Genomic DNA, 24,450 nt, shown 5'->3' on the forward strand with positions numbered 1-24,450 from the left:
CCAGGCAAGCAAGAAAAAGGAGACAAATTCGACATGACGACTTCACACAGCACCCTGGTCGAGCTGACCTCCAACGAACTGCGCCACCGCATCGGCACGCGGGAAGTCTCGCCCGTCGAGCTGCTCGACGCTTGCATTGAGCGCATCGAGGCCATCAACCCGCATGTGAACGCCATCACCGCCACCTGCTACGACCGCGCCCGCACCGAGGCCAAGGCCGCCGAGCAGGCGGTGCTGCGTGGCGAACCGCTGGGCCTGCTGCACGGGCTACCACTGGGCGTGAAGGACCTCGAAGCCACGGCTGGGCTGCTGACCACCTACGGCTCGGAGATCTACCGCAGCAATATCCCGGCGGAGGACAACGTGCTGGTGGCGCGGCTGCGCGCGGCGGGCGCCATCGTCACCGGCAAGACCAACATCCCCGAGATGGGTGCGGGCGCGAACTCGCGCAACACGGTGTGGGGCGCCACCGGCAACCCGTTCAACCCGAACCTGAATGCCGGGGGCTCGTCGGGCGGATCGGCCGCTGCGCTGGCGTGCGACATGCTGCCGGTGTGCACGGGGTCGGATACGGGCGGGTCGCTGCGCATACCGGCGTCCATTTGTGGCGTGGTGGGCTTCCGGCCATCGCCCGGGGTGGTGCCCAGCTCGCGCAAGCTGCTGGGCTGGACCCCCATTTCGGTGGTGGGCCCCATGGGCCGCACGGTGGAAGAGGCCTGCTTGCAACTGGCCGCCACGGCGGGCATATCGGCGGGCGACCCGCTGAGCTACCCGCTGGACCCGATGAGCTTCTTGTTGCCCGACACGGTAGACCTGGGCCGCCTGCGTGTGGCCTACACCGAGGACTTCGGCGCCTGCGCTGTGGACAACGGCATCCGCGCCGTGTTCCGCCGCAAGGTGCAGGCCATGAAGCACCTGTTTGCCAGCTGCGATGCCATCGACATCGACCTGGGTGACGTGCACCGCTGCTTTGACGTGCTGCGCGCCGAAGCCTTTGTGGCCAGCACGCGCGAGGCCTATGAGCGCGACCCCACCAGCCTGGGCCCCAACACCCGCGCCAACTACGAAATGGGCGCTGCGATGACCCTGCTGGACAGCGCCTGGGCGCAGGCCGAGCAGACGCGCATCCTGGCGCGGTTCCAGAAGTTGTATGAGCAGTACGACGTGATCCTGGCGCCCACCACGCCCGTGTCGCCTTTTGCGTGGACGCAGCTGTTCGCCAGCCACATCAACGGCGAGCCGCAGGCCAACTACTACCGATGGCTGGCGCTGACCTATGTGACCACGTTGACCACGCACCCAGCGCTCAGTTTGCCGTGCGGGCTGGATGACGTGGGGATGCCGTTTGGTCTGCAGATCGTCGGGCGCTTTCGCGCCGACCGCCACACGCTGGGCGTGGGCCACGCGCTGGAGCAAGCATTCAAGGGCATCGCCGAGCTGGCCCGCCCACGGCCTGACATCGCCAAGCTGATGCAAACAAATGCCGATCCCGCGCTGACCTCCATCGTCACCGGCGCGCCCGATCAGCGTGATGCGCGCAGCCTGCCGCGTGATGACCGTGCCACCTCGGCGGCGCAAGTCTCTGCGGTCTGAACGAAGCCAGGAGACAAAACCATGCAATCAGTGGACACCATCGTCATTGGCGCGGGCATTGCAGGTGCCTCGGTGGCTTGGCAGTTGGTACAGGACAAAGCCGGTGGGGAGGGCGCCAGCGTGCTGCTGCTGGAGCGCGAATCGCAGCCCGGTTACCACACCACCGGCCGTTCGGCCGCGCTGTACATGGCTACCTACGGCACACCCAACATCCAGGCGCTGACGCGGGCGAGCCGCGCTTTTTACGACGCGCCGCCGCCGGAGTTCGGGTCAGACCCCATCCTCTCGCCCCGTGGCGTGGTCTACGTGGCCGGGCCGGACCAGCTCGACATGCTGAAACAGGCCTATGCAGAAGCCCATGCGATCTCGCCCAACGTGGAATGGGTGGAGCAGGCCGCACTGCTGGCCCAGCTGCCGTGCCTGAAGCCCGAAGCCGTGGCCGCAGGCATGAGCGAGCCCGAGGCGGCCGACATCGATGTGCACGCGCTGCACCAGGGCTACCTGCGTGGCCTGCGCCAGCGCGGCGGCCAGGTGCTGACGAATGCCGAGGTCACGGCCCTGCAGCGCGTTGGCGATAGCTGGAAGGTGACCCTGGCCGATGGCCGGGTGCTGCAGGCCAAAACCATTGTGAACGCCGCAGGCGCCTGGGCTGACGTGGTAGCGGGCTTGGCAGGCGTGCCGCCCATCGGCCTGGAGCCGCGCCGCCGCACCGCCTTCACCTTTGCCGTGCCCGAGGGCATGGACGCCACGCACTGGCCTGCGGTGATCGGCATCGACGAGAGTTTTTACTTCAAGCCCGATGCGGGCCAGCTGCTGGGCTCGCCCGCCAACGCGGACCCGACACACCCGCACGACGTGGTGCCCGAAGAACTGGACGTGGCCACGGGGATTTATCACATCGAGGAAAAAACCACCTTCCAGATCCGTCGCCCCTCCCACACCTGGGCGGGCCTGCGCTCGTTCGTGCCCGATGGCGACATGGTGATTGGCTGGGACAACCATGTGCCCGGCTTCTTCTGGCTGGCCGGGCAGGGTGGGTATGGGATTCAAAGCGCTGCAGGTGCCTCGCTGTTGGCCCGGCAGTTGTTGCGCGGCGAATCGCTGGCCGAGGAGCTGGTGCGCGAGAAGGTGGATGTGGCAGGGCTGTCGCCTGCGCGGCTGAGGTAGTTCAGCGCCCCTTGATTTGGGTGGCCGAGCGGCTCAGGCGAACGTGTTGACCTGGGTGCCCAGCCTGCCAGACGTTGCCAGCGCCGGCTGGGGCATGGACTGCTGCATGGCGTCCAGCATCGTGGCGGCCGACACGGCCTGCATGTCCAGCGCCTTCTTCAAGACCACCATGTTCAGCGCGTCCGACGTCTTGGCACTGGCCAGCGCGGTGGCGGTGTTGACGATGCTGTTGGTGAGGGCGACGTCCATGGTGGTTCCTTGGGGTAATGGGTGGATATCGGCAATTTGCGAACTGGGCTTGAGGGGTGTTACATCTCTGCCCTGTTAAGGATGACCTGCATAACCCTCGCGAGGCGGTGGTAGTGCGGATCGGGATGGGGCACAAGGCGTCTTTTCTTGCCAATAGCCGCGCTATTGGCAAGAAAAGCAACGCAGTGGACCGCCCGAGATCGCGCTATCACAGACCGCAGGGAGTTGTGCAGGTCATCCCTAAGAGCCTGTTTACGATCTCCCAGGGGTCGCGTTGGAGCGCAATCGGGATGAGTGGATGCTTCGGGTGCGCCGCGTGGGCTCATGCCCATGCAAGCAGCCGAGGCGTTCAATCGCCCGATTTCGCTCCAACCCTTCGGGCAGCGGTCTTTGCGGGCGGTCTGCGGCGTGGCGGCGCTTGCCGATAGCCGAGCTATTGGCTGCGCACCGCGCCTTGCATACCATCCCGCAAAGACCGCTGCGCGACTCCTGGGAGATCGTAAACAGGCTCTAAGGCTCCTACTCCAGCGCCGCCACCCCAATGGCCGTGCACGTCGCCAAATCAGACTCGCGCCCCTGGGGCAATTGCCGTGCTGTATCCCGCAGCGCAGTGCGCAAGCCTTCTTCCAGCGTAGGGTGGTAGAACGGCATACCCAGCAGATCGTGCACGGTGAGTTTTTGCTGAATGGCCAGCGCGAGCAGGTGGGCCATGTGTTCGCCTTGTGGGGCGCACATTTCAGCGCCCAGCAGGCGGCCGGTGGCCTGGTCGGCGTGGATGCAGATGCGCCCGTGGTTTTGCTGCGCGGTGCGGGCGCGGCCCTGGTTGTCAAAGCTGGCTGTGCCGGTGACGGTGTGGGCGGGGTCCATGTCGGCAAAGCGCTGGCCCACGGTGGCGATGTTGGGGTCGCAGAACACGATGCCCAGCGGGGTGCGGCGCTGAAAGCGTGTGGGGGTGTCAGCCAGCGCGTTCATGCCCGCAATGTGGCCTTCGTCGGCGGCCTCGTGCAACAGGGGGGCATGGGTGTTTGCGTCTCCGGCCAGAAACACGGGCAAATCGCCTATTTGCTGGGTTTGTGGATTGACGGTGGGCATGCCGCGCGGGTCCAGGGGCACCCCCAGCGTCTCCAGGCCCAGGTACTGGATGTTGGGCACCCGGCCCATGGCCGCGATGACCTGGTCCACCACCACGCGGTTGTTGCCACTGGTGACTTCAATGCCGCCGGGTACTTCACGCAGCTGCGCTTCGGCCCCCATGTGCAGCACCATTTCCTGCTTGAGCAGCGCTGTCAGTTCGGCGTTGAGCACTGGGTCGCTCAGGCCCGCCAGCGTATCGCCCGTGGTGAATGCGGCCACCTGCAAGCCCAGCCGCGCAAGGGCTTGCGAAATCTCCACCCCAATGGGGCCCATGCCAATCACGGCAATGCGGGGGCCGAGGGCGCTTTGCTCGAACAAGGTGTCGGTGGTGAGCATGCGGTCGCCAAACGCGAGCCATTCTTCCGGCACGCTGGGGCGTGACCCGGTGGCGATGATGATGCTGCGGGTGGCGTAGGCGGTGCCGTCAATGTCCACCGAGTGGGGGCCCAGCAGGGTGGCGCGCCCCGACATATGTGCGCTGCCCAGTTCGCTGGTGGCTTTGAGGGCGCCGGCCACAAAGTCGTCGCGCAGATCGCGCACGCGCTGCAGCACGGCGGGCAGGTCGGCGGTCAGCGCGCTGGCGCCCCGCAGGCCGAATTCTTCAAACGTATGGCGGCGGTGGAAGGCGTTGGCCGCCTCGATCAGTGCCTTGGAGGGCATGCAACCCACGCGGGCGCAGGTGGTGCCCCAGGGGCCTTCGTTGACGATGAGGTAGCGTTCCGTGCGCTTGCGCACTTCGCGCAGGGCGGCCAGACCGGCGGTGCCTGCGCCGATGATTATGGTGTCGAGCGGTTGGCTCATAGCGTCTCCTTAGCAGCCCGGTAAAGCTCTGAGTGTGGCGGCCTGCCGCTACAGCGCTTGTAGGCGTAAAGGCATTTGTTCCGAGTCGGCGCCAGGTCCGGCTGGGCTGCCCCTAGGAGGGTGGGCGGCAGAAGGCATCGAAGCGAAACGCGCAAGACCGGTTTATCGCGCGTTGCAGCCGATGCTCCCTCTGCAGCCCACACTCCCAGCTCAGGCGTCGGGCTCGGTCCAGCCCACGCGGCCTTGGCCGCTGTTGTTGATGCGCAGCACAAAGGCGGCGGCCTGGGCCTCGGGCAAGCGCCACTGCAGGGTGACGAGCGTGCCGTGCTGCACGTTGATCAGCTCCGCACCCGCGGCCTCGATCTCGCGGCGCAGCAGCCCCTCCAGCGCATAGGGCACATGGCACTGCAGGGTTTTCATGCGTTGCAGCGTGACCTTGGGCGCAGTCAGCAGGGCCTGGGCAATGGCGTCGGTGTAGGCTCGCACCAGTCCGCCTGCGCCCAGCTTGACGCCGCCAAAGTAGCGCACCACGGTGGCCAGCACGCCTTCCAGGTCCTGGTGGCGCAGCACGTCGAGCATGGGGCGGCCTGCCGTGCCACCAGGCTCGCCATCGTCCACCGCCGCCGACTGGCCGCCCGCCAGCAGCGCCCAGCAGATGTGGGCGGCGCCGGGGTGCTGCTTCCACAGGGCATCCACCGCCGCCTGCGCACTGGCACGGTCGGCCATGGGTTGCACACAGCCGATGAAGCGGCTTTTCTTGATGATGATTTCGCTGTGCGCGGGCGCAGCCAGGGTCTGTGACATGGGGCGAAGAGTTTACGGCGTGGCGGATTCGGCCGATTTGTGGCGTGCACCGTGCCGTTTGTCGCGATAAGCGCGCCCTTCGTGACAAAACCGTGTTGTTTGTGCGTTCTGTCACACCTGCAAAAGGCGCTCGTTCCTACACTTGAGGCTTGTTGCTGTGGCCTAACCTGCTGCTACCGACTTGAAAGCACTCAGGCCATCAGAAAAGGAACTGCCATGTTTGCCGCACCATTTACCGCTCCCCTGCATGAAACCCTCGCCAGCCACGTTTTTGGTCGGTTGATGCCCCAGCGCGCGCAGCCAAGTGTGGCGGAGGCGGTCATGGCCCCAGTGCAGGCAGCACCCGTTGTGGAGGACGATGCGATCCCGGACTTGGCCCAGCGGGTGCGCGAAGTGGGGGAGTGGTAGCTGTCTCGCCTGCTGCCGGTGGTGGTATTGCCACCGCGTCACAAAAAAAATGGTCCTGAGGGACCATTTTTTTATGGGGTGTTTTCAGAGCCCGATCAGCGCTTTGGCGATATGCCCTGCGATTCGGGGAGACTCCTTCAGCCTCCGTGTGCTGTAGCCATACCAGTCCTTGCCAAAGGGCACATAGATGCGCACGTTGAAGCCCATGTCCCGCAGTTTGTCGCGCAGGGGTTCGCACACGCCCAGCAGCATCTGAAATTCAAATTGGCTTCGATCGATGTCATCGCGGCGCGCCCGTTCGACGATGCGCGCGATCAATGCAGCATCGTGCGTGGCAATGCCGACGAAGCTACCTGCTTCGAAACAACGCTCAACATGCTTCAGGAAGTGTTCGTTGATGGCACTGCGGTCGTTCCAGGCCTCGTGCACGAGGTGCGAGCGATCCTCCACGTATATGCCTTTGCACATGCGCAAGGTGCTGGCTTCGCGCAAGAGCGGCTCAATGTCCTGGTAGGTGCGCAGTAGATACGCCTGTAGTGCCAGGCCGACGTTGTCAAAGCCTTCCCGCAAGCGTCCGAACAATTCGATTTCCTTTTGGGTACAGCGGGTGTCCTCCATATCCAGGCAAACGGAGTTCCGGTGGTGCTCTGCGGTGTCGAGAATGCTCAGGATGAGTTGTTCGCACTGCTGCGCATCCAGCAGCAGTCCGAGTGCGGAAGGCTTGATCGAAATGTTGGCCTGCAATCCCTGGGCGTGGACGGCGTGGAGCACTTCGATGTAGATGTTGGCAGTGGCCTGCGCCTGCTGCAGGGTCGAGATGGTTTCGCCCAGTACGTCGAGCGTCACGGAGAAGCCTTGCGCGTTGAGCTGTTGCACGCGCACGAGGGCTTCGGCGAGGGTGTCGCCTGCGATGTAGCGGCGAGAAATTTTGCGGATCAGTGCGCGGGGCACCCAAGGGATGGCGCGCGCCACCAGTGTGTCGAGAAGTTGCATGTCGGTATCCAGGATGAGAACTGCCGCCTTTCGTCTTCCGAGCTCCGTCATGGCAACGGAGCACTCGAAATAGACGAAAAAAGCAAAGCGCTGGCCCGGGCAGGGGGCCAGCAAGGGCAGCGGTTGCCACCGTCTGTGCCAAAGGCGCAGTGGAGGCTCACGCTGCGGGCGTTCAGTACATCAATGGAGGCCAGGCGGCGCGTTGCATGCGTTCTTCTCTGGGTAGTTGTCGACGTGGTGCCAAGCAGGCGATGTTACAGCTTGAGCTCCCACGTCTCCCCCACCAGCTGCTGGCCAAAACCTTCGTACGGCTCTGACTTGACCAGCTTGAATCCGCGTTTGGCATAAATGCCCCGCGCAGCAGCCAGGCAGCTGTTGGTCCACAGCACCATCTTTTTGTAGCCCTTGGCCCGCGCAAAGGCGATGCACTCGTCAGCCAGGCGCGCGCCCAGACCCAGCCCGCGCGCCTTGGGTGACAAGATCAGCATGCGCAGCTGGGCCGTGGTGGCCGACTTGCGCACCACAAACACAGCGCCCACGCGTTCGCCGTCCAGCTCGGCCACCCAGCAACGCTCCCACGCGGGCTGGAACTTGCGCACAAACTGCGCGGCAATATCCGCGACCAGGGCTTCAAAGCGGCTGTCCCAGCCGTATTCGCGCCAGTAGATCTCGCCGTGCTGTTGCACCACCCAGCCGATATCGCCAGGAACCGGGTCGCGCAGCACGGCCATGCGCGTGGCCTTAGGCGCCGCGTTGGCGGGGTCCAGCAAGGCTTCGATGCGTTCCATGGCGTCCACCAGCTCCTGCTGGCGCGCGGGGGGCAGGGGGGTCAGCAGGGCTGCGGCCTCGTCGCGTGAGCGTTGTTGCAGCGGCTCGAACACCTCGCGCCCCGTGGGGGTGAGGGTGAGCATGCTCTGGCGGGCATCCTTGGTGCTGGCGCTGCGGGTGATCCAGCCGGATGCTTCAAAACGGCGCAGGATGCGGCTCAGGTAGCCGCCGTCCAGGCCCAGGTCGCGCGCCAGTTCGCTGGCAACGGGCGCCTCGCGGTGCGCCAGTTCGTACAGCACGCGTACATCGGTGAGCGACAGGTCGCTGCCCAGATACGGGTCGAGCACGCCCACCCGCCGGGTAAAAAAGCGGTTGAAACGCCGCACTGCCTTCACGGCTGTGGAGGTGGGCTGGGATAGAGTGCTGGTTGTGGTCATGAATGCCATAGTCATGCAATTGATTGACTTTGGCAAGTATATGCCTGATGTTCATCAAGACCTCCAACGCACAAGGGCAACGCGCAAGCAGCGACAAAAAGGGCTTGCCGCCGTAAAATCGCGGGTTAACCACCACAGCCGCGCCCCACGACGCCCTTGACGCACAAGGGCCGGTCGCGAAACTCCTCTGCATGAACGCCCCCGTTGACGTCTCCTTTTTTGCGCGCGCCGCAAAGCCATTGACCAGCTACCGTCCGTACTGGGCCAAGCGCTTTGGCACGGCCCCGTTCCTGCCGATGAGCCGCGCCGAGATGGACAAACTGGGCTGGGACAGCTGCGACATCATCCTGGTGACGGGCGATGCCTATGTGGACCACCCGAGCTTCGGCATGGCCGTGATCGGCCGCACGCTCGAAGCCCAGGGCTTTCGCGTAGGCATCATCGCCCAGCCCGACTGGCAAAGCGCCGAGCCCTTCAAGGTGCTGGGCAAGCCCAACCTGTTCTGGGGCGTGACGGCGGGCAACATGGATTCGATGATCAACCGGTACACCGCCGACCGGAAGATCCGCAGCGACGACGCCTACACCCCCGGCGACATCGGCGGCAAGCGCCCGGACCGCGCCGCCATCGTCTACAGCCAGCGCTGCCGCGAGGCTTACAAGGACGTGCCCATCATCCTGGGTGGCATCGAAGGCAGCCTGCGCCGCATTGCGCACTACGACTACTGGAGCGACAAGGTGCGCCGCTCCATCGTGGTGGATGCCAAGTGCGACCTGCTGCTGTACGGCAACGCCGAGCGCGCGCTGGTTGAGGTGGCCCACCGCATCGCCGCTCGCGAGCCGGTGGAGCAGATCACCGACGTGCGTGGCACGGCGTTTGTGCGCCGGCCCGACGATGAGACCGGCAAGGGCTGGTTCGAGATTGACTCCACCAGTGTGGACGAGCCTGGCCGCGTGGAGGCCCACGTCAACCCCTACATGACGACCAGCGAGCAGGCGGCTGCGCAAGGCAGCACCTGTAGTAAGGATGATGCTCCTGATTCTGTAGCTGCTAGTGCAGGTGGAATAAGCGCTAGCGGCCAAAAAGACCCAAAATCTGACGAGCCCAACCCCGTCATCCAGCCCATGCTGTTCGTGGCGAACCCGGCGCTCAAGGCCAAGCTCAAGGTGCCACCACGCGACAAAAGCGTGATCCGGCTGCCCAGCTACGAGCAGGTCAAAAGCGACCCCGTGCTGTATGCCCATGCCAACCGCGTGCTGCACCTGGAGACCAACCCCGGCAACGCCCGCGCGCTGGTGCAGGCGCATGGCGAGGGCGTGACCGCGCGCGACGTGTGGATCAACCCGCCGCCCATCCCGCTCACCACGGCGGAGATGGACTACGTGTTCGACCTGCCCTATGCCCGTGGCCCGCACCCGAGCTACGCCGACGAGAACGGCAGCCACGACGGCGCGACCAAGATCCCCGCGTGGGAGATGATCCGCTTCTCGATCAACATCATGCGCGGCTGCTTTGGCGGCTGCACCTTCTGCTCCATCACCGAGCACGAGGGCCGCATCATCCAGAGTCGAAGTGAAGATTCGATCATTCAGGAGATCGAGGACATCCGCGACAAGGTCAAGGGCTTCACCGGCACCATCAGCGACCTGGGCGGCCCCACGGCCAACATGTACCGCCTGGGCTGCAAGAGCCCCGAGATTGAGGCCGCCTGCCGCAAACCGAGTTGCGTGTACCCAGGCATCTGCTCCAACCTGGGCACCAACCACGATCCGCTGATCAAGATCTACCGCCGTGGCCGCGCATTGAAGGGCATCAAGAAGATCCTGATCGGCTCGGGCCTGCGCTACGACCTGGCTGTGAAAAGCCCTGAATACGTGAAGGAGCTGGTGCAGCACCACGTGGGCGGCTACCTCAAGATCGCGCCCGAGCACACCGAGCAGGGGCCGCTGACCAAGATGATGAAGCCGGGCATCGGCAGCTATGACAAGTTCAAGCAGATGTTCGAGAAGTTCAGCGAAGAAGCGGGCAAGAAGCAGTTCCTGATCCCGTACTTCATTGCCGCGCACCCGGGCACCAGCGACGAGGACATGATGAACCTCGCCATTTGGCTTAAAAAGAATGGCTTCCGTGCCGACCAGGTGCAGACCTTCTACCCCAGCCCCATGGCCACGGCCACGGCCATGTACCACAGCAACAAGAACCCGCTGCGCAAGATCACACGCGACAGCGAAGCGGTGGACATCGTGCGCGGCGACAAACGCCGCCGCCTGCACAAGGCCTTCCTGCGCTACCACGACCCCAACAATTGGCCTTTGCTGCGCGAGGCGCTCAAGGCCATGGGCCGAGCGGATTTGATCGGCAATGGCAAACACCACCTGATCCCGACCTTCCAGCCGCTGACCGACGGCGGATACCAGAGTGCGCGGCGCAAGAACTCGACGCCCGTGGGACAGAAGGCAGAAGCCGCCAAAGTGCTGCCATCCCGGCCTGCCAAGCCAGGGCAGCCCCAAAAGGGCCGCATGCTGACCCAGCACACCGGCTTGCCGCCGCGTGTGACCGGGGCGGCCAAACCATCGGCACGCAAGCCCCGCTGACCATGCCTACGCCCTGACGCATCTGTCTGGCCCGTTGGGTTTGCGGGATGTGTCGCGGGAGGCGGATCCACAAGGTGCCTCCACCGGCGAATTTGGCGTGCAGATGCGCACGCGCGACATGGCGCGCCTGGCGCTGCTCTACCTGCGTGGCGGCGAGTGGAATGGCCGCCAGCTGGTACCGCGCGATTGGGTAGCCAGGGTGTTTGCGCCCACGGTGTCTATGGGCTGGGGGCTGCGCGCTACGCCGACCAGTGGTGGAGCATGCTGGAGCGCGGGGTGTTCATGGCCGTGGGGTTCCACCGGCAAATCCTGCTGGTGATGCCCCGGCACGGTATTGCGGCAGCGTTTACCAGGCGCAAGCACTGGGCCTTTGCGCCCCGGATGGATTTGCTGGATCCCGCGGCCAAAACTCCTTCTGCCGTTTTCAACCAGCGTCGCCAGCCCGGCCGGTACCGCTGCTGCGCGATGAACGCAAGCTTCAGCCTTCTGCTGCGTGGGTGCCCACCACCACCGATTGCGGGCCGTCACCGGCGGGCTGTGAGATCAGGTCTTCGATGATGAAGGTACGGTAGTAGAAGGCGGTGACTGCACCTTGGGGGGCAATGGCTTCCACCAGGGTATCGGTGTTGTCTTTGTCGGCCATGGCGATCAGCATGCCGTGGTGGCCAGTGCCCGCCAGGTCGGCAATGCGGCGCACCATGTCGCCCTCGGCGCCCACCGAGGGCATCGGGGCATCTGCCGTGCCCAGGGTGCGGACGATCTCTTGCAGAATAACCTCGGGGCTGGCGTACGCGGTGTCGCCCTGGTGGCCGGCGGCCTGCAACGCGGTGGCGGCCTGGCGCACGCAGTCTTCGTCGGGGAAGAGTGCGAACACATGGCCGGTGGGGTAGAAAACGCCGCCCATGTTGGTCATGGTGGAATCAAGAATGAGGGGTTTCATGGGCTTCTCCCGAGGTGTTTCAGACCTTAGGGATTGAAACCCGTGGCTGTGGCGCACGGTGTAGGCCAGCGGGCAATCTGCGCGTCAGCCCCCTGTGTTGCGCGCGATGGGCTGCAAATTTTGAATCAAAATTGCCTCTGGTGCTTATGTATCAAGCGCTAGCAGCTATCAAATTGATACTGCATTGGTGGCGCCGCTATGGCAGCCACCCGCCCACCCAGGCCCCGAGCGCCCCGCAATGCAACACCACGGTGACCCAGTAGACGGCGCGAAACTCCACCTTGCGGGATTTGTGCCGCAGCCATTGCTGCGCAAACCACGCACCCGGCCAGCCGCCTGCCAGGCTCAGCAGGTGCAGATGGCTCTCTTTGGTGCGCCACTGGCCGGTTTGTGCGGCGCTTTTGTCGATGGCGTAGACCAAGAACGTGAGGAGGTTGACGGCCAGGGCCGCCCCCAACACCCACCATGGGAGTCGGCCCGCCCAGAAGCCCCATGCCAGCAGCGCCACCCAGCCCAGCATCAACACCAGTGCAGGACTGGCAGGGTTGGGTGGGCCGCTGGACTCTGGGGGGCGCCGGCGGCGTTGAGGCTGGGATTGGGGCGCCCGCTGCGACGGTTTCTGTCGTCCCCGCTGAGGGGTTGATGTGGCCGCTGGGCGGGACGGGGATGCGCCCCCTTGCTGGGCCGCAGGCAGCACTGCCATGGCCCGTGGTCCTTTTCCGCCGACATGAATTTCCTCGTACACCACGGCGAGCCATTCGCGCGGCGGGGTGGCGCCCCGGTAGTCCCGCACATGAAAGAACACATCGGCGGACGTGTCCGGGCTGCGGATGAAGCCGAAGGCGCGGGTAGCGTCCCAGCGGATGACGGTGCCTTGTTTCTGCATCAGTAAACGGAATTCTCAAACAAGGGTGTGCAAGGGAATGTCCTGCGCCACCGCGAGCGCATCGAGTTGCGCGCGGGTTTGCGTGCGCAGGAAGGCTGCCACGGCCGCGTGCGTGGCAGGGGCGCGCAGCACCTGCGGGTCGCCCGTGGCGGGCAGGCCTGCAGCGGCGCACAGGCTGGCGGCAAAGTGGGGTTCCAGCGCGGCCACGGCAACACGGCCATCGGCGCAGGGGTAGATGCGGTAACCCGCGTGGTTGCCGCCCACGTCGCCCTCGGGCGTGGTCAGGCCCCAGTCGCGCGGCTGGGCCAGCCAAGCGGCGGCGTCGGCCAGGGCGACTTCGATGCACACGCCGCTGCCCGTGTGGCCACGCTCCAGCAGGGCCTGCAGCACGGCCTCGCTGGCCATCAGGGCGCCGCCCATGTCGGCGTACAGGGTGGGGGGCATCTCGGTGCCGGTGACCAGCCCGGCATCGGCCAGGTAGGTGAGGTCATGGCCGGGTTCTTCGGCACGCTCGGCCGCAGCGCCCACGATGCGCACCAGCGACAGGCGCGGGTATTTCGCTTGCAGCGCCTCCCAGGAGAGGCCCAGCTTGGTGAGCGCCGAGGGGCGGAATGAGGTGATCAGTACATCGGTGCGGGTCAGTTCTTCGTGCAGCGCGGCCTGGCCTTCTGCCGTCTTGAGGTGGGCATGCAGCACGCGCACGCCTTGGTGCAGCGTGGCGTAGGCCGCTGGACTGTAGATGCCCATGGGGTCCGCACTGGGATAGCCAGGGGCTGGAGGAGGTTCGAGCTTGGTGCAGTCGGCCCCCATGCGCGCGCAGCGCATCAGGGCGGCGGGGCCGGGCAGGTTGAGCGCGAGGCTCAGGACACGGACATTGCGCAGGGGCTGGGGCAGGGCGGTTGTCATGGGGGTGGGGTTGTCTCGGTGTTGTGGTTTTGAACGAAAGGAGAAGGCGCGGCGCTGGAACTTCAAGGGGCGCGCGGGCTCACTCCCCGCGTTATACATAATTTGTTACGCTCCCCCACCCATGCAACGCAGAACCTCTTTGGCCGCCCTGACGGGCCTGGCCGCCTTTCCGGGAGCTTTCATGACCTCGGCTTTGAGCAGCGCCGCCACAGCGACCGCGCTGCAGGCGCTCAAGCCCTCGCCCCGCATGCCCGTGCTGTTTGTGGGCCACGGCAGCCCCATGAACGCCATCGAGGACAACGCCTGGCGCCGCAGCTGGCAGGCCATGGGTGCGGAGCTGATGGCGCGCGCGGTGCAGCCCCAGCTCATCCTGTGTGTGTCGGCACACTGGCTCACACGCGGCGGCTGGCAGCTGACGGGCATGGCCAACCCCAAGACGATCCACGACTTCGGCGGCTTTCCGCAGGCGCTGTTCGACCAGCAATACCCCGCGCCCGGTGCGCCGCAGGTGGCGCGCAGTCTGGCGGCCGAACTGAAGTCGCCCGCTACCGGCGGGGCACTGGGTGTGGACGAAGGCGAATGGGGCCTGGACCATGGTACCTGGTCGGTGCTCAAGCCCATGTTCCCCCAGGCTCGGATCCCGGTGATGCAGTTGAGCATGGACTACAGCCGCGCCCCGGCCGAGCACTATGCGCTGGGCCAGCAGCTCAAGGTCTTGCGCGAGCGGGGTGTGCTCATCGTGGGCAGCGGCAACATCGTGCACAACCTGCGCGCATCTCGCCGTGGCTCGGCCGCCAACGAAGCCTACGACTGGGCGGCCGAGTTCGATACCGTGGTTCAGGAGCAGATCAAGAAGGGCCAGTTGGGCGCCTTGCAGGACTTCCAGAAACTGGGTGCGGTGGCCCAGCAGGCGCACCCCACGCACGAGCACTATCTGCCGCTGCTGTACGCCGCAGGAGCTGTTTTGCCCAGCGAGATGCCGCGTTTCTTCAATACGGGTTACCAGTCGGCGTCGATCTCGATGCGGTCGGTGCTGTGGGGGTGATGCAGGATAGCGCCGGTTGCTTCTATTTTGATAGCTGCCAGCGCTTTTGCATCAAGCGCTAGGGATCAAAAAGACGTAAAAATTGGCGGCTTTGCCGATCAGGCGGTGGCCCGGATCGTCAGCCACGGCCAGCGTTCTCGATAGCTTTCAGCCTTGGTCTGGAACAGCGGTAGATGCGGGCATGCGGGGTTGGGTTTGAGCAGTCCTGCGTACAGTTCTTCCAGCCCGTAGGGCGCGTACAGGGTGGACTCGTTGACGCTCAGGTTGTCAGCAGGTTGCAGCCCGACGCAGGTGCAGGGCACCAGAAAACGCTCGATCCCGTTGCGGGCCGATTGCAGTGGCGCATACGGGTAGCCAAACCAGCGTTCGTACCAGAGGTGCACGCGGGCCTGGTTCTTGGCTTCCACGGTGATGGGCAGGTCGGCGAAGAGGGCGGTGACTTGGGCTTGCACCTGCTGCTCCGCCGATTCGGACAAGTCGTTGCCGTCGAAGTAGAACAGGTCGTAGTCCTTGATGTTCGCCGTGGGCTCCAGGCCTGAGCGCAGGTTCCACACCGTCTGAAACAGGCAGCCCGCCACCAGCCACGCGTCGGGCAGGCCCAGAAACGGCAAACGCTCCAGAAGGGCCGCGTTGTGCGGGTTCTGGAGCGCTTCGCTCACAAAGCGGCGCTGAAGATCAGAGTGAGGGTTCAAAGGGGCATTCAATGGATTGCGTATCGCCACTGCCCCCCGAACAAGCGCAGCCCATGCGAGGTAGCCGCGCAAGGGCCGCCCCGCCGCGCTGGCTGCGTCCCCCTTCCCGAATTGCGCAGCAATTCGAGAGAAAGGGGGAAGGCGCGCAAGCGACTCAGGGGGTTAGACCACTTTTGCGATCGCCTGGCAGACGTAGTCGATGTTCTTGCTGTTCAGGGCTGCCACACACATGCGGCCGGTGTCGGTACCGTACACGCCGAACTCATTGCGCAGGCGCACCATCTGGTCCTTGGACAGGCCGGAGTAGCTGAACATGCCGATCTGGGTGGTGATGAAGCTCATGTCTTGCTTCACACCCGCAGCCTTGAGACCGTCCACCAGCTTCTGGCGCATGGCCTTGATGCGCACGCGCATCTCGCCCAGTTCCTTCTCCCACATCGCGCGCAGCTCAGGGTTGTTCAGCACGGCAGCCACCACCGCGCCACCGTGGATGGGTGGGTTGGAGTAGTTGGTGCGGATCACGATCTTGAGCTGGCTCAGCACGCGCGAAGCTTCTTCCTTGTCGGCGCACAGCACGGACAGGCCGCCCACGCGCTCACCGTAGAGGCTGAAGCTCTTGCTGAACGAGGTAGAGACAAAGAAGTTGAGGCCTGCAGCCACGAACTTGCCGATCACGGCACCGTCTTCGGCGATGCCGTGGCCAAAGCCTTGGTAGGCCATGTCGAGGAAGGGCGTCAGGCCCTTGGCCTTGACGGCCGCAATCACTTGGTCCCACTGCTCGGGGGTGATGTCGTAGCCCGTGGGGTTGTGGCAGCAGGCGTGCAGCACAACGATGGTGCCGGGGGCTGCAGCGTTCAGGCTGGCGAGCATGCCTTCGAAGTTCACGCCACGCTTTTCCGCGTCGTAGTACGTGTAGGTATCGACTTCAAAACCGGCGTTGGTGAACAGTGCGCGGTGATTTTCCCAGCTGGGGTCGGAGATCAGCACCTTGGCGTTGGGGCTGAGCTTTTTGAGGAAGTCGGCGCCGATCTTCAGGCCGCCCGTGCCACCCACCGCTTGCACGGTAGCCACGCGGCCCGAGGTGACGGGTTCGCTGTCCGCGCCGAACACCAAAGCCTTCACGGCGTTGTCGTAAGCCACGATGCCGTCGATGGGCAGGTAGCCACGGGCCGTGGGGGTGGACATCATGGTCTTTTCTGCCGCCTGCACGCATTGCAGCAGGGGCAGCTTGCCGTTGTCGTCGAAATAAACGCCGACGCCCAGGTTGACCTTGTTGGGGTTGGTGTCGGCGTTGAATTGCTCGTTGAGGCCCAGGATGGGGTCGCGGGGGGCCATTTCGACGGCGGTGAACAGAGACATGAAAATCCTTGAAAGGTTGTCAGTAGCGAAGAATCCGGGCGTGGTGTACTGTGCCGGGTTCGGCCGATTTTAACGGCCTGCCTCTACCAATCGTTGACCGCACCTATGCCGGATCTCACAGAAGTCATAACGGAAAAGCAAGACGGCGAGTTCGTCCATTTCCCCAACTCCCCCTTCGAACTGTTCCAGCCGTACCCACCGGCCGGCGACCAGCCCGAGGCCATCAACAAGCTGGTGGAAGGTTTGAACGATGGGGAAACCTTCCAGACGCTGCTGGGGGTGACGGGCTCTGGCAAGACCTTCACCATGGCCAATGTGATCGCCCGCATGGGGCGCCCGGCGATCATCTTCGCGCCCAACAAGACGCTGGCCGCGCAGCTGTACAGCGAGTTCCGCGAGTTCTTCCCCAAGAACGCCGTGGAGTATTTCGTGAGCTACTACGACTACTACCAGCCCGAGGCGTATGTGCCGCAGCGCGACCTGTTCATCGAGAAGGACAGCGCCATCAACGAGCACATCGAGCAGATGCGGCTTTCGTGCACCAAGAGCCTCATGGAGCGCACGGATGTGGTCATCGTGGCCACGGTGTCGGCCATCTACGGCATCGGTGAGCCCGAGAGTTACCACCGCATGGTGATGACGCTGCGCACCGGTGACAAGCTGGGCCAGCGCGACGTAATCGCACAGCTGATACGCATGCAATACCAGCGCAATGAGGCTGATTTTTCGCGCGGCAAGTTCCGCGTGCGGGGCGACACCATTGATGTGTTTCCGGCCGAGCATTCCGAGCTGGCCGTGCGCATCGAGCTGTTTGACGACGAGATCGAGAGCCTGCAGCTGTTTGACCCGCTGACGGGCCGGGTCAAACAGAAGATTCCGCGCTTCACGGTGTACCCGAGCAGCCACTACGTCACTCCACGCGACAAGGTGCTGGCAGCGGTGGAGACCATCAAGGTCGAACTGGCCGAGCGCCTCAAACAGTTGCTGGCCGACGGCAAGCTGGTGGAGGCGCAGCGGCTGGAGCAGCGCACGCGCTTTGACCTGGAGATGCTCAGCGAAGTAGGGCACTGCAAGGGCATCGAGAACTACACGCGCCACCTGTCGGGCGCCGCGCCCGGCGACCCGCCCAGCACGCTGACCGACTACATGCCCAAGAACGCTCTGATGTTCCTGGACGAAAGCCATCAGATGATCGGCCAGCTCAACGCCATGTACAGCGGCGACCGCTCGCGCAAGACCACGCTGGTCGAGTATGGCTTTCGCCTGCCCTCGGCGCTGGACAACAGACCGCTCAAATTCGAGGAGTTCGAACAGCGTATGCGGCAGGTGATCTTTGTCACCGCCACACCGGCGGACTACGAGCGCACGCACTCTGGCCAGATCGTCGACCAGGTGGTGCGCCCCACCGGACTGGTGGACCCCGAGGTGGAAGTGCGTCCCGCCACCCATCAGGTGGATGATGTGCTGCAAGAAATACGCATTCGTGTCGAAAAGCATGAGCGCGTACTCATTACTACATTGACCAAGCGCATGGCTGAACAGTTGACCGACTACCTGACGGACAACGGCGTGAAGGTGCGCTACCTGCACAGCGACGTGGACACGGTGGAGCGGGTGGAGATCATCCGCGACCTGCGCCTGGGCGCCTTTGACGTGCTGGTGGGCATCAACCTGCTGCGCGAAGGCCTGGATATTCCCGAGGTGTCGCTGGTGGCGATTCTGGATGCGGACAAGGAAGGCTTCCTGCGGGCCGAGCGCAGCCTGATCCAGACCATCGGCCGTGCGGCGCGGAACCTCAATGGCCGGGCCATCCTCTATGCGGACCGCATCACCGACTCCATGAAAAAAGCCATGGGCGAGACGGAACGTCGGCGCGTCAAGCAGATCGCACACAACGAGGCCCACGGAATCACGCCGCGCAGCATTGTCAAGCGGGTAAGAGACCTGATTGACGGGGTTTACAGCGAAAAGGCCGGTAAGGACGCAGAACGGCTGGAGCAGGAAGCCCTGCAGCGCGCCAAGGTGGAGGACATGTCAGAGAAAGACGTGGCGCGCGAGATCAAGCGGCTGGAAAAACTCATGCTGGAACACGCTCGCAATCTGGAGTTCGAGCAGGCCGCCCGGGTGCGCGACCAGCTCACGCGGCTAAAGGACCAGGCATTTGGTGCACATGGCAATGATTCGGTGGCCTTGTAATGGGCGAAAGAACAATCGGAAATAACTATCAGGTCAATTAAAAACTAGTTGGTTTTTTAACCCGACAGATTCGATAGGGATTTGTGTTATACTCGCACAAAATACTCAAGAAAACAGCCCAGCGATGAAGGGCTCCGTGGCAGGCGACTGTTCGGAGTAAGGGGCGGAGACGGTGCCTTGCTGACCAACAGTCAGTGCAGGCGGTTTCTACAACGAACAAGCCTTAGCACAAGGAGCTTGCGATGCGTCTCACAACCAAAGGCCGTTTTGCGGTCACCGCCATGATTGATCTGGCCCTGCGCCAGAACAATGGCCCAGTCACCCTCGCGGCCATCAGCCAGCGCCAGCAGATCTCGCTGTCGTACCTGGAGCAGCTTTTCGGCAAGCTTCGCCGCCATGAACTGGTCGAATCGACCCGTGGCCCCGGTGGCGGCTATACCCTGGCCCGCAAGGCGGGCGACATCACCGTGGCCGACATCATTGTCTCGGTGGATGAGCCCATTGACGCCACGCAGTGCGGTGGCAAGGAAAACTGCCTGGGCGAAGCTGGCCGCTGCATGACGCATGAGCTGTGGGCATCGCTCAACCAACGCATGGTCGAGTTTCTGGATTCCGTCACGTTGCAAAAGCTGGTGGACGAACAGATTGCCAAGGGCGTGCAGATCGAAGACAAGCCGGTGGTACGCCGTGCCATTTCGACGACCCCGGTGGTCAAGCCGATCCGCGTGAATGCTCCGAACTCTGTGTTCGCTCTGGGCAACGTTTTCGCCAAATCCTGATAGCCCAAGGGCGGTGCCGACCCTGGGGTCGGCACCGCCCTGAACAGTTTTTGAACCCGTTTTTGTTTCTTATTGCGTTTGCCAGCCAGCAACCACTACTGAGCCAGCCATGGACATGACCCCGCACTTCCCCATCTATCTCGACTACGGCGCCACCACCCCCGTGGACCCCCGTGTGGTCGATGCCATGATTCCCTGGTTGCGTGAACACTTCGGCAACCCGGCGTCGCGCAGTCATGCCTGGGGCTGGGAGGCTGAGGAAGCGGTTGAAAAGGCGCGGGTGCAGGTGGCAGACTTGATTGGTGCGGACCCGCGTGAAATCGTGTGGACTAGCGGCGCTACCGAATCCATCAACCTGGCCTTGAAGGGTGCAGCGCACTTCTACAAAGGCAAGGGCAAGCACCTCATTACGCTCAAGACCGAGCACAAGGCGGTGCTGGACACCATGCGCGAGCTGGAGCGCCAGGGTTTTGAAGCCACCTATCTGGATGTGCAGGAAGACGGCCTGGTCAACATGGATGCCCTGAAGGCCGCCATCCGCCCCGACACGGTGCTGATTAGCATCCTGTTTGTGAACAACGAGATCGGCGTGATCCAGGATATCCCCGCCATCGGCGCGCTGTGCCGTGAAAAGGGCATCCTGCTGCACGTGGATGCCGCCCAGGCCACAGGCCGGGTCGAGATCGACATGAACGTGCTGCCCATCGACCTGATGAGCATGACCGCACACAAGACCTACGGACCCAAGGGCGTTGGCGCGCTGTATGTGCGCCGCAAGCCTCGTGTTCGGCTGGAAGCGCAGATGCACGGCGGTGGTCACGAGCGTGGCATGCGTTCGGGCACCTTGCCCACGCACCAGATCGTGGGCATGGGTGAAGCCTTTCGCATCGCCAAAGAAGAAATGGCCGAGAGCAATGCCAAGGCCCATGCCTTGCAGCAGCGCTTGCTCGATGGCTTGAAGGACATTGAACAGGTGTTCATCAACGGCAGCATGGAGCGCCGCGTGCCGCAGAACCTGAACATGAGCTTCAACTTCGTCGAAGGCGAATCGCTCATCATGGGCATCAAGGGCCTGGCGGTGTCGTCGGGTTCTGCCTGCACATCCGCCAGTCTGGAGCCTAGCTACGTGTTGCGCGCCCTGGGCCGCAGCGATGAGCTGGCGCACAGCAGCCTGCGGATGACCATCGGCCGTTTCACGACCGAAGAAGAGATCGACTACGCCATCTCCACCATCCGCGAGAACGTGGCCCGCCTGCGCGAATTGAGCCCACTGTGGGAGATGTACAAGGACGGCATCGACATCAGCACCATCCAGTGGGCTGCGCACTGATTTACTGAAGATTTTGGAAGAATTGAAGAGGTACACATCATGGCTTACTCAGAAAAAGTGGTTGACCATTACGAAAACCCCCGCAATGTGGGTTCGTTCGACAAGGGCGACGATTCGGTGGGCACCGGTATGGTGGGCGCGCCCGCCTGCGGCGACGTGATGAAGCTGCAGATCAAGGTGAACCCCGAGACCGGCGTGATTGAAGACGCGCGCTTCAAGACCTACGGCTGTGGCTCGGCGATCGCCTCGTCTTCGCTGGTGACTGAATGGGTCAAGGGCAAGACGCTGGACGAAGCGGCAGCCCTCAAGAACAGCGAGATCGCTGAAGAGCTGGCCCTGCCGCCCGTCAAGATCCATTGCTCCATCCTGGCTGAAGATGCCATCAAGGCTGCTGTGCTCGACTACAAGACCAAGCACGCAGCCACTGCAACTGCCGCTGCCTGATTTGACAGATAAATAGATCGAGAGACATGGCCATTACGCTGACAGAAGCCGCTGCACGGCACGTCAACCGCTACTTGTCCCGCCGAGGCAAGGGCCTGGGAGTGCGCCTGGGAGTCAAGACGACCGGCTGCTCCGGGCTTGCCTACAAGCTCGAATATGTGGACGACAGCGAGCCTGAGGACATCGTGTTCGAGAACCACGGTGTCAAAGTGCTGATTGACCCCAAGAGCCTGGCCTACATCGACGGCACCGAGCTGGACTTTGTGCGCGAGGGTCTCAATGAAGGCTTCAAGTTCAACAACCCCAACGAGCGTGACCGCTGCGGTTGTGGGGAGAGTTTCCGCGTTTGATCACCAGCTGCTTTCGCGCCGTCGAACCGCCATCGCGTCGCGTGCTGGCGGTTTTTTCTTGGATTTCCGCATTCAGCCTACTAGCGCATGAACCTGCAATCTGACGACTTTGAATTGTTTGGCCTTGCGCGCCGCTTTGCCCAGGAGCGCAGCGCCATCGATGCGCGCTGGAAGGAACTGCAGCGCGAAGCCCACCCCGACAAATTCGCGGCGCAGGGTGCGGCGGCGCAACGCGTGGCCATGCAGTGGTCCGTGCGCATCAACGAGGCTTACCAACGCCTGAAAGATCCAATGCGCCGTGCGGCCTACCTGTGCGAACTGCACGCAGCCCCCATCAATGCCGAGGACAACACGGCCATGCCCACTGCGTTTTTGATGCAGCAGATGGAGTGGCGCGAGGCTTTGGAAGATGCCCGCGCAGAGAGCGAACTCGACACCTTGGACGACGCTGTCGCGCAGGCCCGCAGCGCCGCGCTGGCGCAGTGCGAGCAACTCATCGACCAGCAGCAGGACTACGCGGGCGCGGCCCGCCAGGTCAGAGCCCTCATGTTCATTGCGCGATTTGCCGACGACATTGAACGACGCCGAGAGCAACTGGGACAATAGAGCGGTTTTGCCTTCCCCTTGGGGCCTCTATCGTTTGCTGACGTGACGGTAGGCTCCACCACGTTGAGACCCGAAATTTCATGGCGCTTTTGCAGATTTCCGAACCCGGCCAATCTCCCGACCCACACCAGCGGCGCATTGCCGTGGGCATTGACCTGGGTACGACCCATTCGTTGGTTGCCGCCGTGCGCAATGGCGTGGCAGAGTGCCTGCCCGACGCGCAGGGTAGGGTGCTGCTGCCCTCCGTTGTGCGCTACCTCGAAAACGGTGGTCGCCAGATCGGATATGACGCCGTGGCGGCGCAGGCCCAGGATGCGCGCAACACAATCGCCTCGGCCAAGCGCTTCATGGGGCGTGGCCTGAAAGACGTGGCGGAAGCGGGCAAGTTGCCCTACGACTTCGTGGTTGCTGCCGATAGTGACGAGGGCGGTATGGTCAGTCTCGCTACGGTGGATGGCAACAAGTCGCCCGTTGAGGTCAGCGCTGAGATTCTGGCCACGCTGCGCTACCGAGCCGAAGACACCTTCAACGACGATCTCTATGGCGCCGTCATCACCGTGCCGGCCTACTTTGACGACGCGCAGCGCCAGGCCACCAAGGATGCGGCCAAGCTTGCCGGCATTAACCTGCTGCGCCTGATCAACGAGCCCACCGCTGCCGCGATTGCCTATGGCCTGGACAACGCCAGCGAGGGGGTCTATGCCGTATACGACCTGGGCGGAGGCACCTTTGACATCTCGATCTTGCGCCTGACGCAGGGCGTGTTTGAAGTCATTTCCACGGGGGGTGACTCGGCTTTGGGGGGGGATGACTACGATGCCGCGCTGGCCGATTGGGTACTGCATCAGCTAGGGCTGCGGGCGACCACTGCAGCCGACAAATCCGCCGTGCGCATGGCTGCACGCGCCTGCAAGGAGGCCTTGACTGCTACTGATTTGGCAGCATTCAGCGCTTTACTATCAAGCGCTGAGGCCCGATTTGACGTCAAACGGTCGGACTTTGAAGCGATCACTGCTGAGTTGACGGCACGCTCCATGGCCGCAGTGCGCCGTGCGCTGCGTGATGCCCATCTGGCACGGGACGAGGTGCAAGGCGTGGTGATGGTGGGTGGCTCCACCCGCATGCCGCAAGTGCAGCGCGCCGTGGAGGAGTTCTTCGGCAAGCCGCCGCTGACCAACCTCAATCCCGATGAAGTCGTAGCCTTGGGCGCCGCCATCCAGGCCAACCAGCTGGCGGGCAACAACACCTCAGGTGATCTGCTGCTGCTTGATGTGATTCCGCTGTCGCTGGGCATCGAAACCATGGGCGGGCTTGTGGAACGCATCGTGGCGCGCAACGAGACCATTCCCACCGCCAAGGCGCAGGACTTCACCACGTACAAGGATGGTCAGACCGCCTTGGCGATCCATGTGGTGCAGGGCGAACGCGACCTGGTGCAAGACTGCCGCAGCCTCGCGCGTTTTGAGCTGCGTGGCATCCCGCCCATGGCCGCAGGGGCTGCTCGCATCCGTGTGACCTTTACCGTCGACGCCGATGGACTTTTGAGTGTGAGTGCGAAGGAGCAGGGCAGCGGTGTGGAAGCGCGCATTGATGTGAAGCCGTCGTATGGTCTCTCCGATGACCAGATTGCGCGCATGCTGCAGGACGGGTTTGCCACTGCCGCGCAGGACATGAAGGCTCGCGCCGTGGTCGAGGCGCGCGTGGATGCCGACCGTATGCTGATCGCCACCCAGAGTGCGTTGGATGCGGATGGCGATGTGCTCAGCCCCAAGGAGCGCGCCGCCATCGATGCCTTGATGGTGGCCCTGCGCCACCAGCGCGATGCCGATGATGCCGCTGTCATCGAAGCCGCGACCGATGCACTGGCCAAAGGCACCGAAGGTTTTGCGGCCCAGCGCATGAATCGCGGCATCCAGCAGGCATTGGCTGGCAAGAACGTCGCGAGCCTCTGAGCGTGCCCGACGCATCC

The 24,450-nt window shown here is 63.8% G+C and carries 22 protein-coding genes; 12 read left to right on the forward strand and 10 right to left on the reverse strand.

Annotation, left to right across the window (positions count from 1 at the left end; translation table 11 throughout):
- The first annotated feature begins 33 nt into the window (after positions 1-33).
- Together LPA35_RS03965 and LPA35_RS03970 are read left to right on the forward strand one after the other, a co-directional pair.
- Entirely contained in the window at positions 34-1,593 is a 1,560-nt protein-coding gene (locus tag LPA35_RS03965) for an amidase (RefSeq protein WP_228895195.1), read from the forward strand.
- Between the two features lie 21 nt (positions 1,594-1,614).
- Positions 1,615-2,760: an FAD-binding oxidoreductase gene (locus tag LPA35_RS03970; RefSeq protein ID WP_228895197.1), complete on the forward strand. Its 1,146-nt coding sequence runs from the start codon at positions 1,615-1,617 to the stop codon at positions 2,758-2,760.
- Between the two features lie 33 nt (positions 2,761-2,793).
- On the opposite strand, the gene LPA35_RS03975 is transcribed toward LPA35_RS03970, so the two are convergent.
- The 3 genes from LPA35_RS03975 to LPA35_RS03985 all read right to left on the reverse strand — a co-directional run bounded on the left by LPA35_RS03975 (position 2,794) and on the right by LPA35_RS03985 (position 5,748).
- Positions 2,794-3,009: a YjfB family protein gene (locus LPA35_RS03975; protein ID WP_228895199.1), complete on the reverse strand. Its 216-nt coding sequence runs from the start codon at positions 3,007-3,009 to the stop codon at positions 2,794-2,796.
- A 519-nt stretch (positions 3,010-3,528) separates the two neighbouring features.
- Positions 3,529-4,944, reverse strand: a complete 1,416-nt coding sequence (locus LPA35_RS03980; protein WP_228895201.1) for a dihydrolipoyl dehydrogenase — start codon at positions 4,942-4,944, stop codon at positions 3,529-3,531.
- Positions 4,945-5,154: 210 nt separating this feature from the next.
- Entirely contained in the window at positions 5,155-5,748 is a 594-nt protein-coding gene (locus LPA35_RS03985) for a YigZ family protein (protein ID WP_228895203.1), read from the reverse strand.
- Positions 5,749-5,964: 216 nt separating this feature from the next.
- On the opposite strand from LPA35_RS03985, the gene LPA35_RS03990 reads away from it, so the two are divergent.
- Positions 5,965-6,156, forward strand: coding sequence for a hypothetical protein (locus tag LPA35_RS03990; protein WP_218301018.1), 192 nt, complete (start codon positions 5,965-5,967; stop codon positions 6,154-6,156).
- An 84-nt stretch (positions 6,157-6,240) separates the two neighbouring features.
- Here LPA35_RS03990 and LPA35_RS03995 read toward each other — a convergent pair whose 3' ends face one another.
- Both LPA35_RS03995 and LPA35_RS04000 read right to left on the reverse strand, forming a co-directional pair.
- Positions 6,241-7,263, reverse strand: a complete 1,023-nt coding sequence (locus LPA35_RS03995) for a proline dehydrogenase family protein (protein ID WP_370641347.1) — start codon at positions 7,261-7,263, stop codon at positions 6,241-6,243.
- A gap of 140 nt (positions 7,264-7,403) precedes the next feature.
- Positions 7,404-8,354 carry a helix-turn-helix domain-containing GNAT family N-acetyltransferase gene (locus LPA35_RS04000; RefSeq protein ID WP_228895205.1) on the reverse strand — a complete coding sequence of 317 codons (951 nt, stop codon included), beginning with the start codon at positions 8,352-8,354 and terminating at the stop codon, positions 7,404-7,406.
- 191 nt (positions 8,355-8,545) lie between these two features.
- On the opposite strand from LPA35_RS04000, the gene LPA35_RS04005 reads away from it, so the two are divergent.
- Positions 8,546-10,948 carry a YgiQ family radical SAM protein gene (locus tag LPA35_RS04005; RefSeq protein WP_228895206.1) on the forward strand — a complete coding sequence of 801 codons (2,403 nt, stop codon included), beginning with the start codon at positions 8,546-8,548 and terminating at the stop codon, positions 10,946-10,948.
- Positions 10,949-11,426: 478 nt separating this feature from the next.
- Here LPA35_RS04005 and LPA35_RS04010 read toward each other — a convergent pair whose 3' ends face one another.
- The 3 genes from LPA35_RS04010 to LPA35_RS04020 all read right to left on the reverse strand — a co-directional run bounded on the left by LPA35_RS04010 (position 11,427) and on the right by LPA35_RS04020 (position 13,680).
- A complete protein-coding gene (locus LPA35_RS04010) occupies positions 11,427-11,888 on the reverse strand; it encodes a hypothetical protein (RefSeq protein ID WP_121420036.1) in 462 nt (153 codons plus the stop codon).
- A 196-nt stretch (positions 11,889-12,084) separates the two neighbouring features.
- Positions 12,085-12,774: a cold shock and DUF1294 domain-containing protein gene (locus tag LPA35_RS04015; RefSeq protein ID WP_228895209.1), complete on the reverse strand. Its 690-nt coding sequence runs from the start codon at positions 12,772-12,774 to the stop codon at positions 12,085-12,087.
- Positions 12,775-12,789: 15 nt separating this feature from the next.
- Positions 12,790-13,680 (reverse strand): CoA transferase, encoded by an 891-nt coding sequence (locus LPA35_RS04020; protein WP_228895210.1) that lies wholly within the window; start codon positions 13,678-13,680, stop codon positions 12,790-12,792.
- Between the two features lie 139 nt (positions 13,681-13,819).
- Between LPA35_RS04020 and ygiD the strand changes: the two genes are divergently transcribed.
- Positions 13,820-14,725 (forward strand): 4,5-DOPA dioxygenase extradiol, encoded by a 906-nt coding sequence (gene ygiD, locus LPA35_RS04025; protein WP_228895958.1) that lies wholly within the window; start codon positions 13,820-13,822, stop codon positions 14,723-14,725.
- 98 nt (positions 14,726-14,823) lie between these two features.
- Here ygiD and LPA35_RS04030 read toward each other — a convergent pair whose 3' ends face one another.
- Together LPA35_RS04030 and LPA35_RS04035 are read right to left on the reverse strand one after the other, a co-directional pair.
- A complete protein-coding gene (locus LPA35_RS04030) occupies positions 14,824-15,417 on the reverse strand; it encodes a nucleotidyltransferase family protein (RefSeq protein ID WP_228895212.1) in 594 nt (197 codons plus the stop codon).
- A 162-nt stretch (positions 15,418-15,579) separates the two neighbouring features.
- Positions 15,580-16,776, reverse strand: coding sequence for an amino acid aminotransferase (locus tag LPA35_RS04035; protein ID WP_055395858.1), 1,197 nt, complete (start codon positions 16,774-16,776; stop codon positions 15,580-15,582).
- A 105-nt stretch (positions 16,777-16,881) separates the two neighbouring features.
- On the opposite strand from LPA35_RS04035, the gene uvrB reads away from it, so the two are divergent.
- The 7 genes from uvrB to hscA all read left to right on the forward strand — a co-directional run bounded on the left by uvrB (position 16,882) and on the right by hscA (position 24,433).
- Positions 16,882-18,972 carry an excinuclease ABC subunit UvrB gene (uvrB, locus tag LPA35_RS04040; protein WP_121420094.1) on the forward strand — a complete coding sequence of 697 codons (2,091 nt, stop codon included), beginning with the start codon at positions 16,882-16,884 and terminating at the stop codon, positions 18,970-18,972.
- A 242-nt stretch (positions 18,973-19,214) separates the two neighbouring features.
- The gene (gene iscR / locus LPA35_RS04045) at positions 19,215-19,751 is read left to right on the forward strand and encodes a Fe-S cluster assembly transcriptional regulator IscR (RefSeq protein WP_008904778.1); all 537 of its coding nucleotides are present in this window, start codon (positions 19,215-19,217) and stop codon (positions 19,749-19,751) included.
- 109 nt (positions 19,752-19,860) lie between these two features.
- Positions 19,861-21,081, forward strand: a complete 1,221-nt coding sequence (locus LPA35_RS04050; protein ID WP_121420095.1) for an IscS subfamily cysteine desulfurase — start codon at positions 19,861-19,863, stop codon at positions 21,079-21,081.
- 39 nt (positions 21,082-21,120) lie between these two features.
- On the forward strand, positions 21,121-21,525 hold the full coding sequence (gene iscU, locus LPA35_RS04055; RefSeq protein ID WP_121420096.1) for a Fe-S cluster assembly scaffold IscU: 405 nt from the start codon (positions 21,121-21,123) through the stop codon (positions 21,523-21,525).
- Between the two features lie 26 nt (positions 21,526-21,551).
- Positions 21,552-21,875 carry an iron-sulfur cluster assembly protein IscA gene (gene iscA, locus LPA35_RS04060; RefSeq protein ID WP_008904781.1) on the forward strand — a complete coding sequence of 108 codons (324 nt, stop codon included), beginning with the start codon at positions 21,552-21,554 and terminating at the stop codon, positions 21,873-21,875.
- Positions 21,876-21,962: 87 nt separating this feature from the next.
- Complete coding sequence (gene hscB, locus LPA35_RS04065) at positions 21,963-22,481, forward strand: Fe-S protein assembly co-chaperone HscB (protein ID WP_228895215.1); 519 nt, start codon at positions 21,963-21,965, stop codon at positions 22,479-22,481.
- A gap of 80 nt (positions 22,482-22,561) precedes the next feature.
- On the forward strand, positions 22,562-24,433 hold the full coding sequence (gene hscA / locus LPA35_RS04070; protein WP_228895217.1) for a Fe-S protein assembly chaperone HscA: 1,872 nt from the start codon (positions 22,562-22,564) through the stop codon (positions 24,431-24,433).
- Positions 24,434-24,450 lie beyond the last annotated feature (17 nt).

Origin of the sequence: Acidovorax sp. Leaf73, assembly GCF_916855635.1 — a bacterium.
Taxonomy (GTDB): domain Bacteria; phylum Pseudomonadota; class Gammaproteobacteria; order Burkholderiales; family Burkholderiaceae_C; genus Acidovorax; species Acidovorax facilis.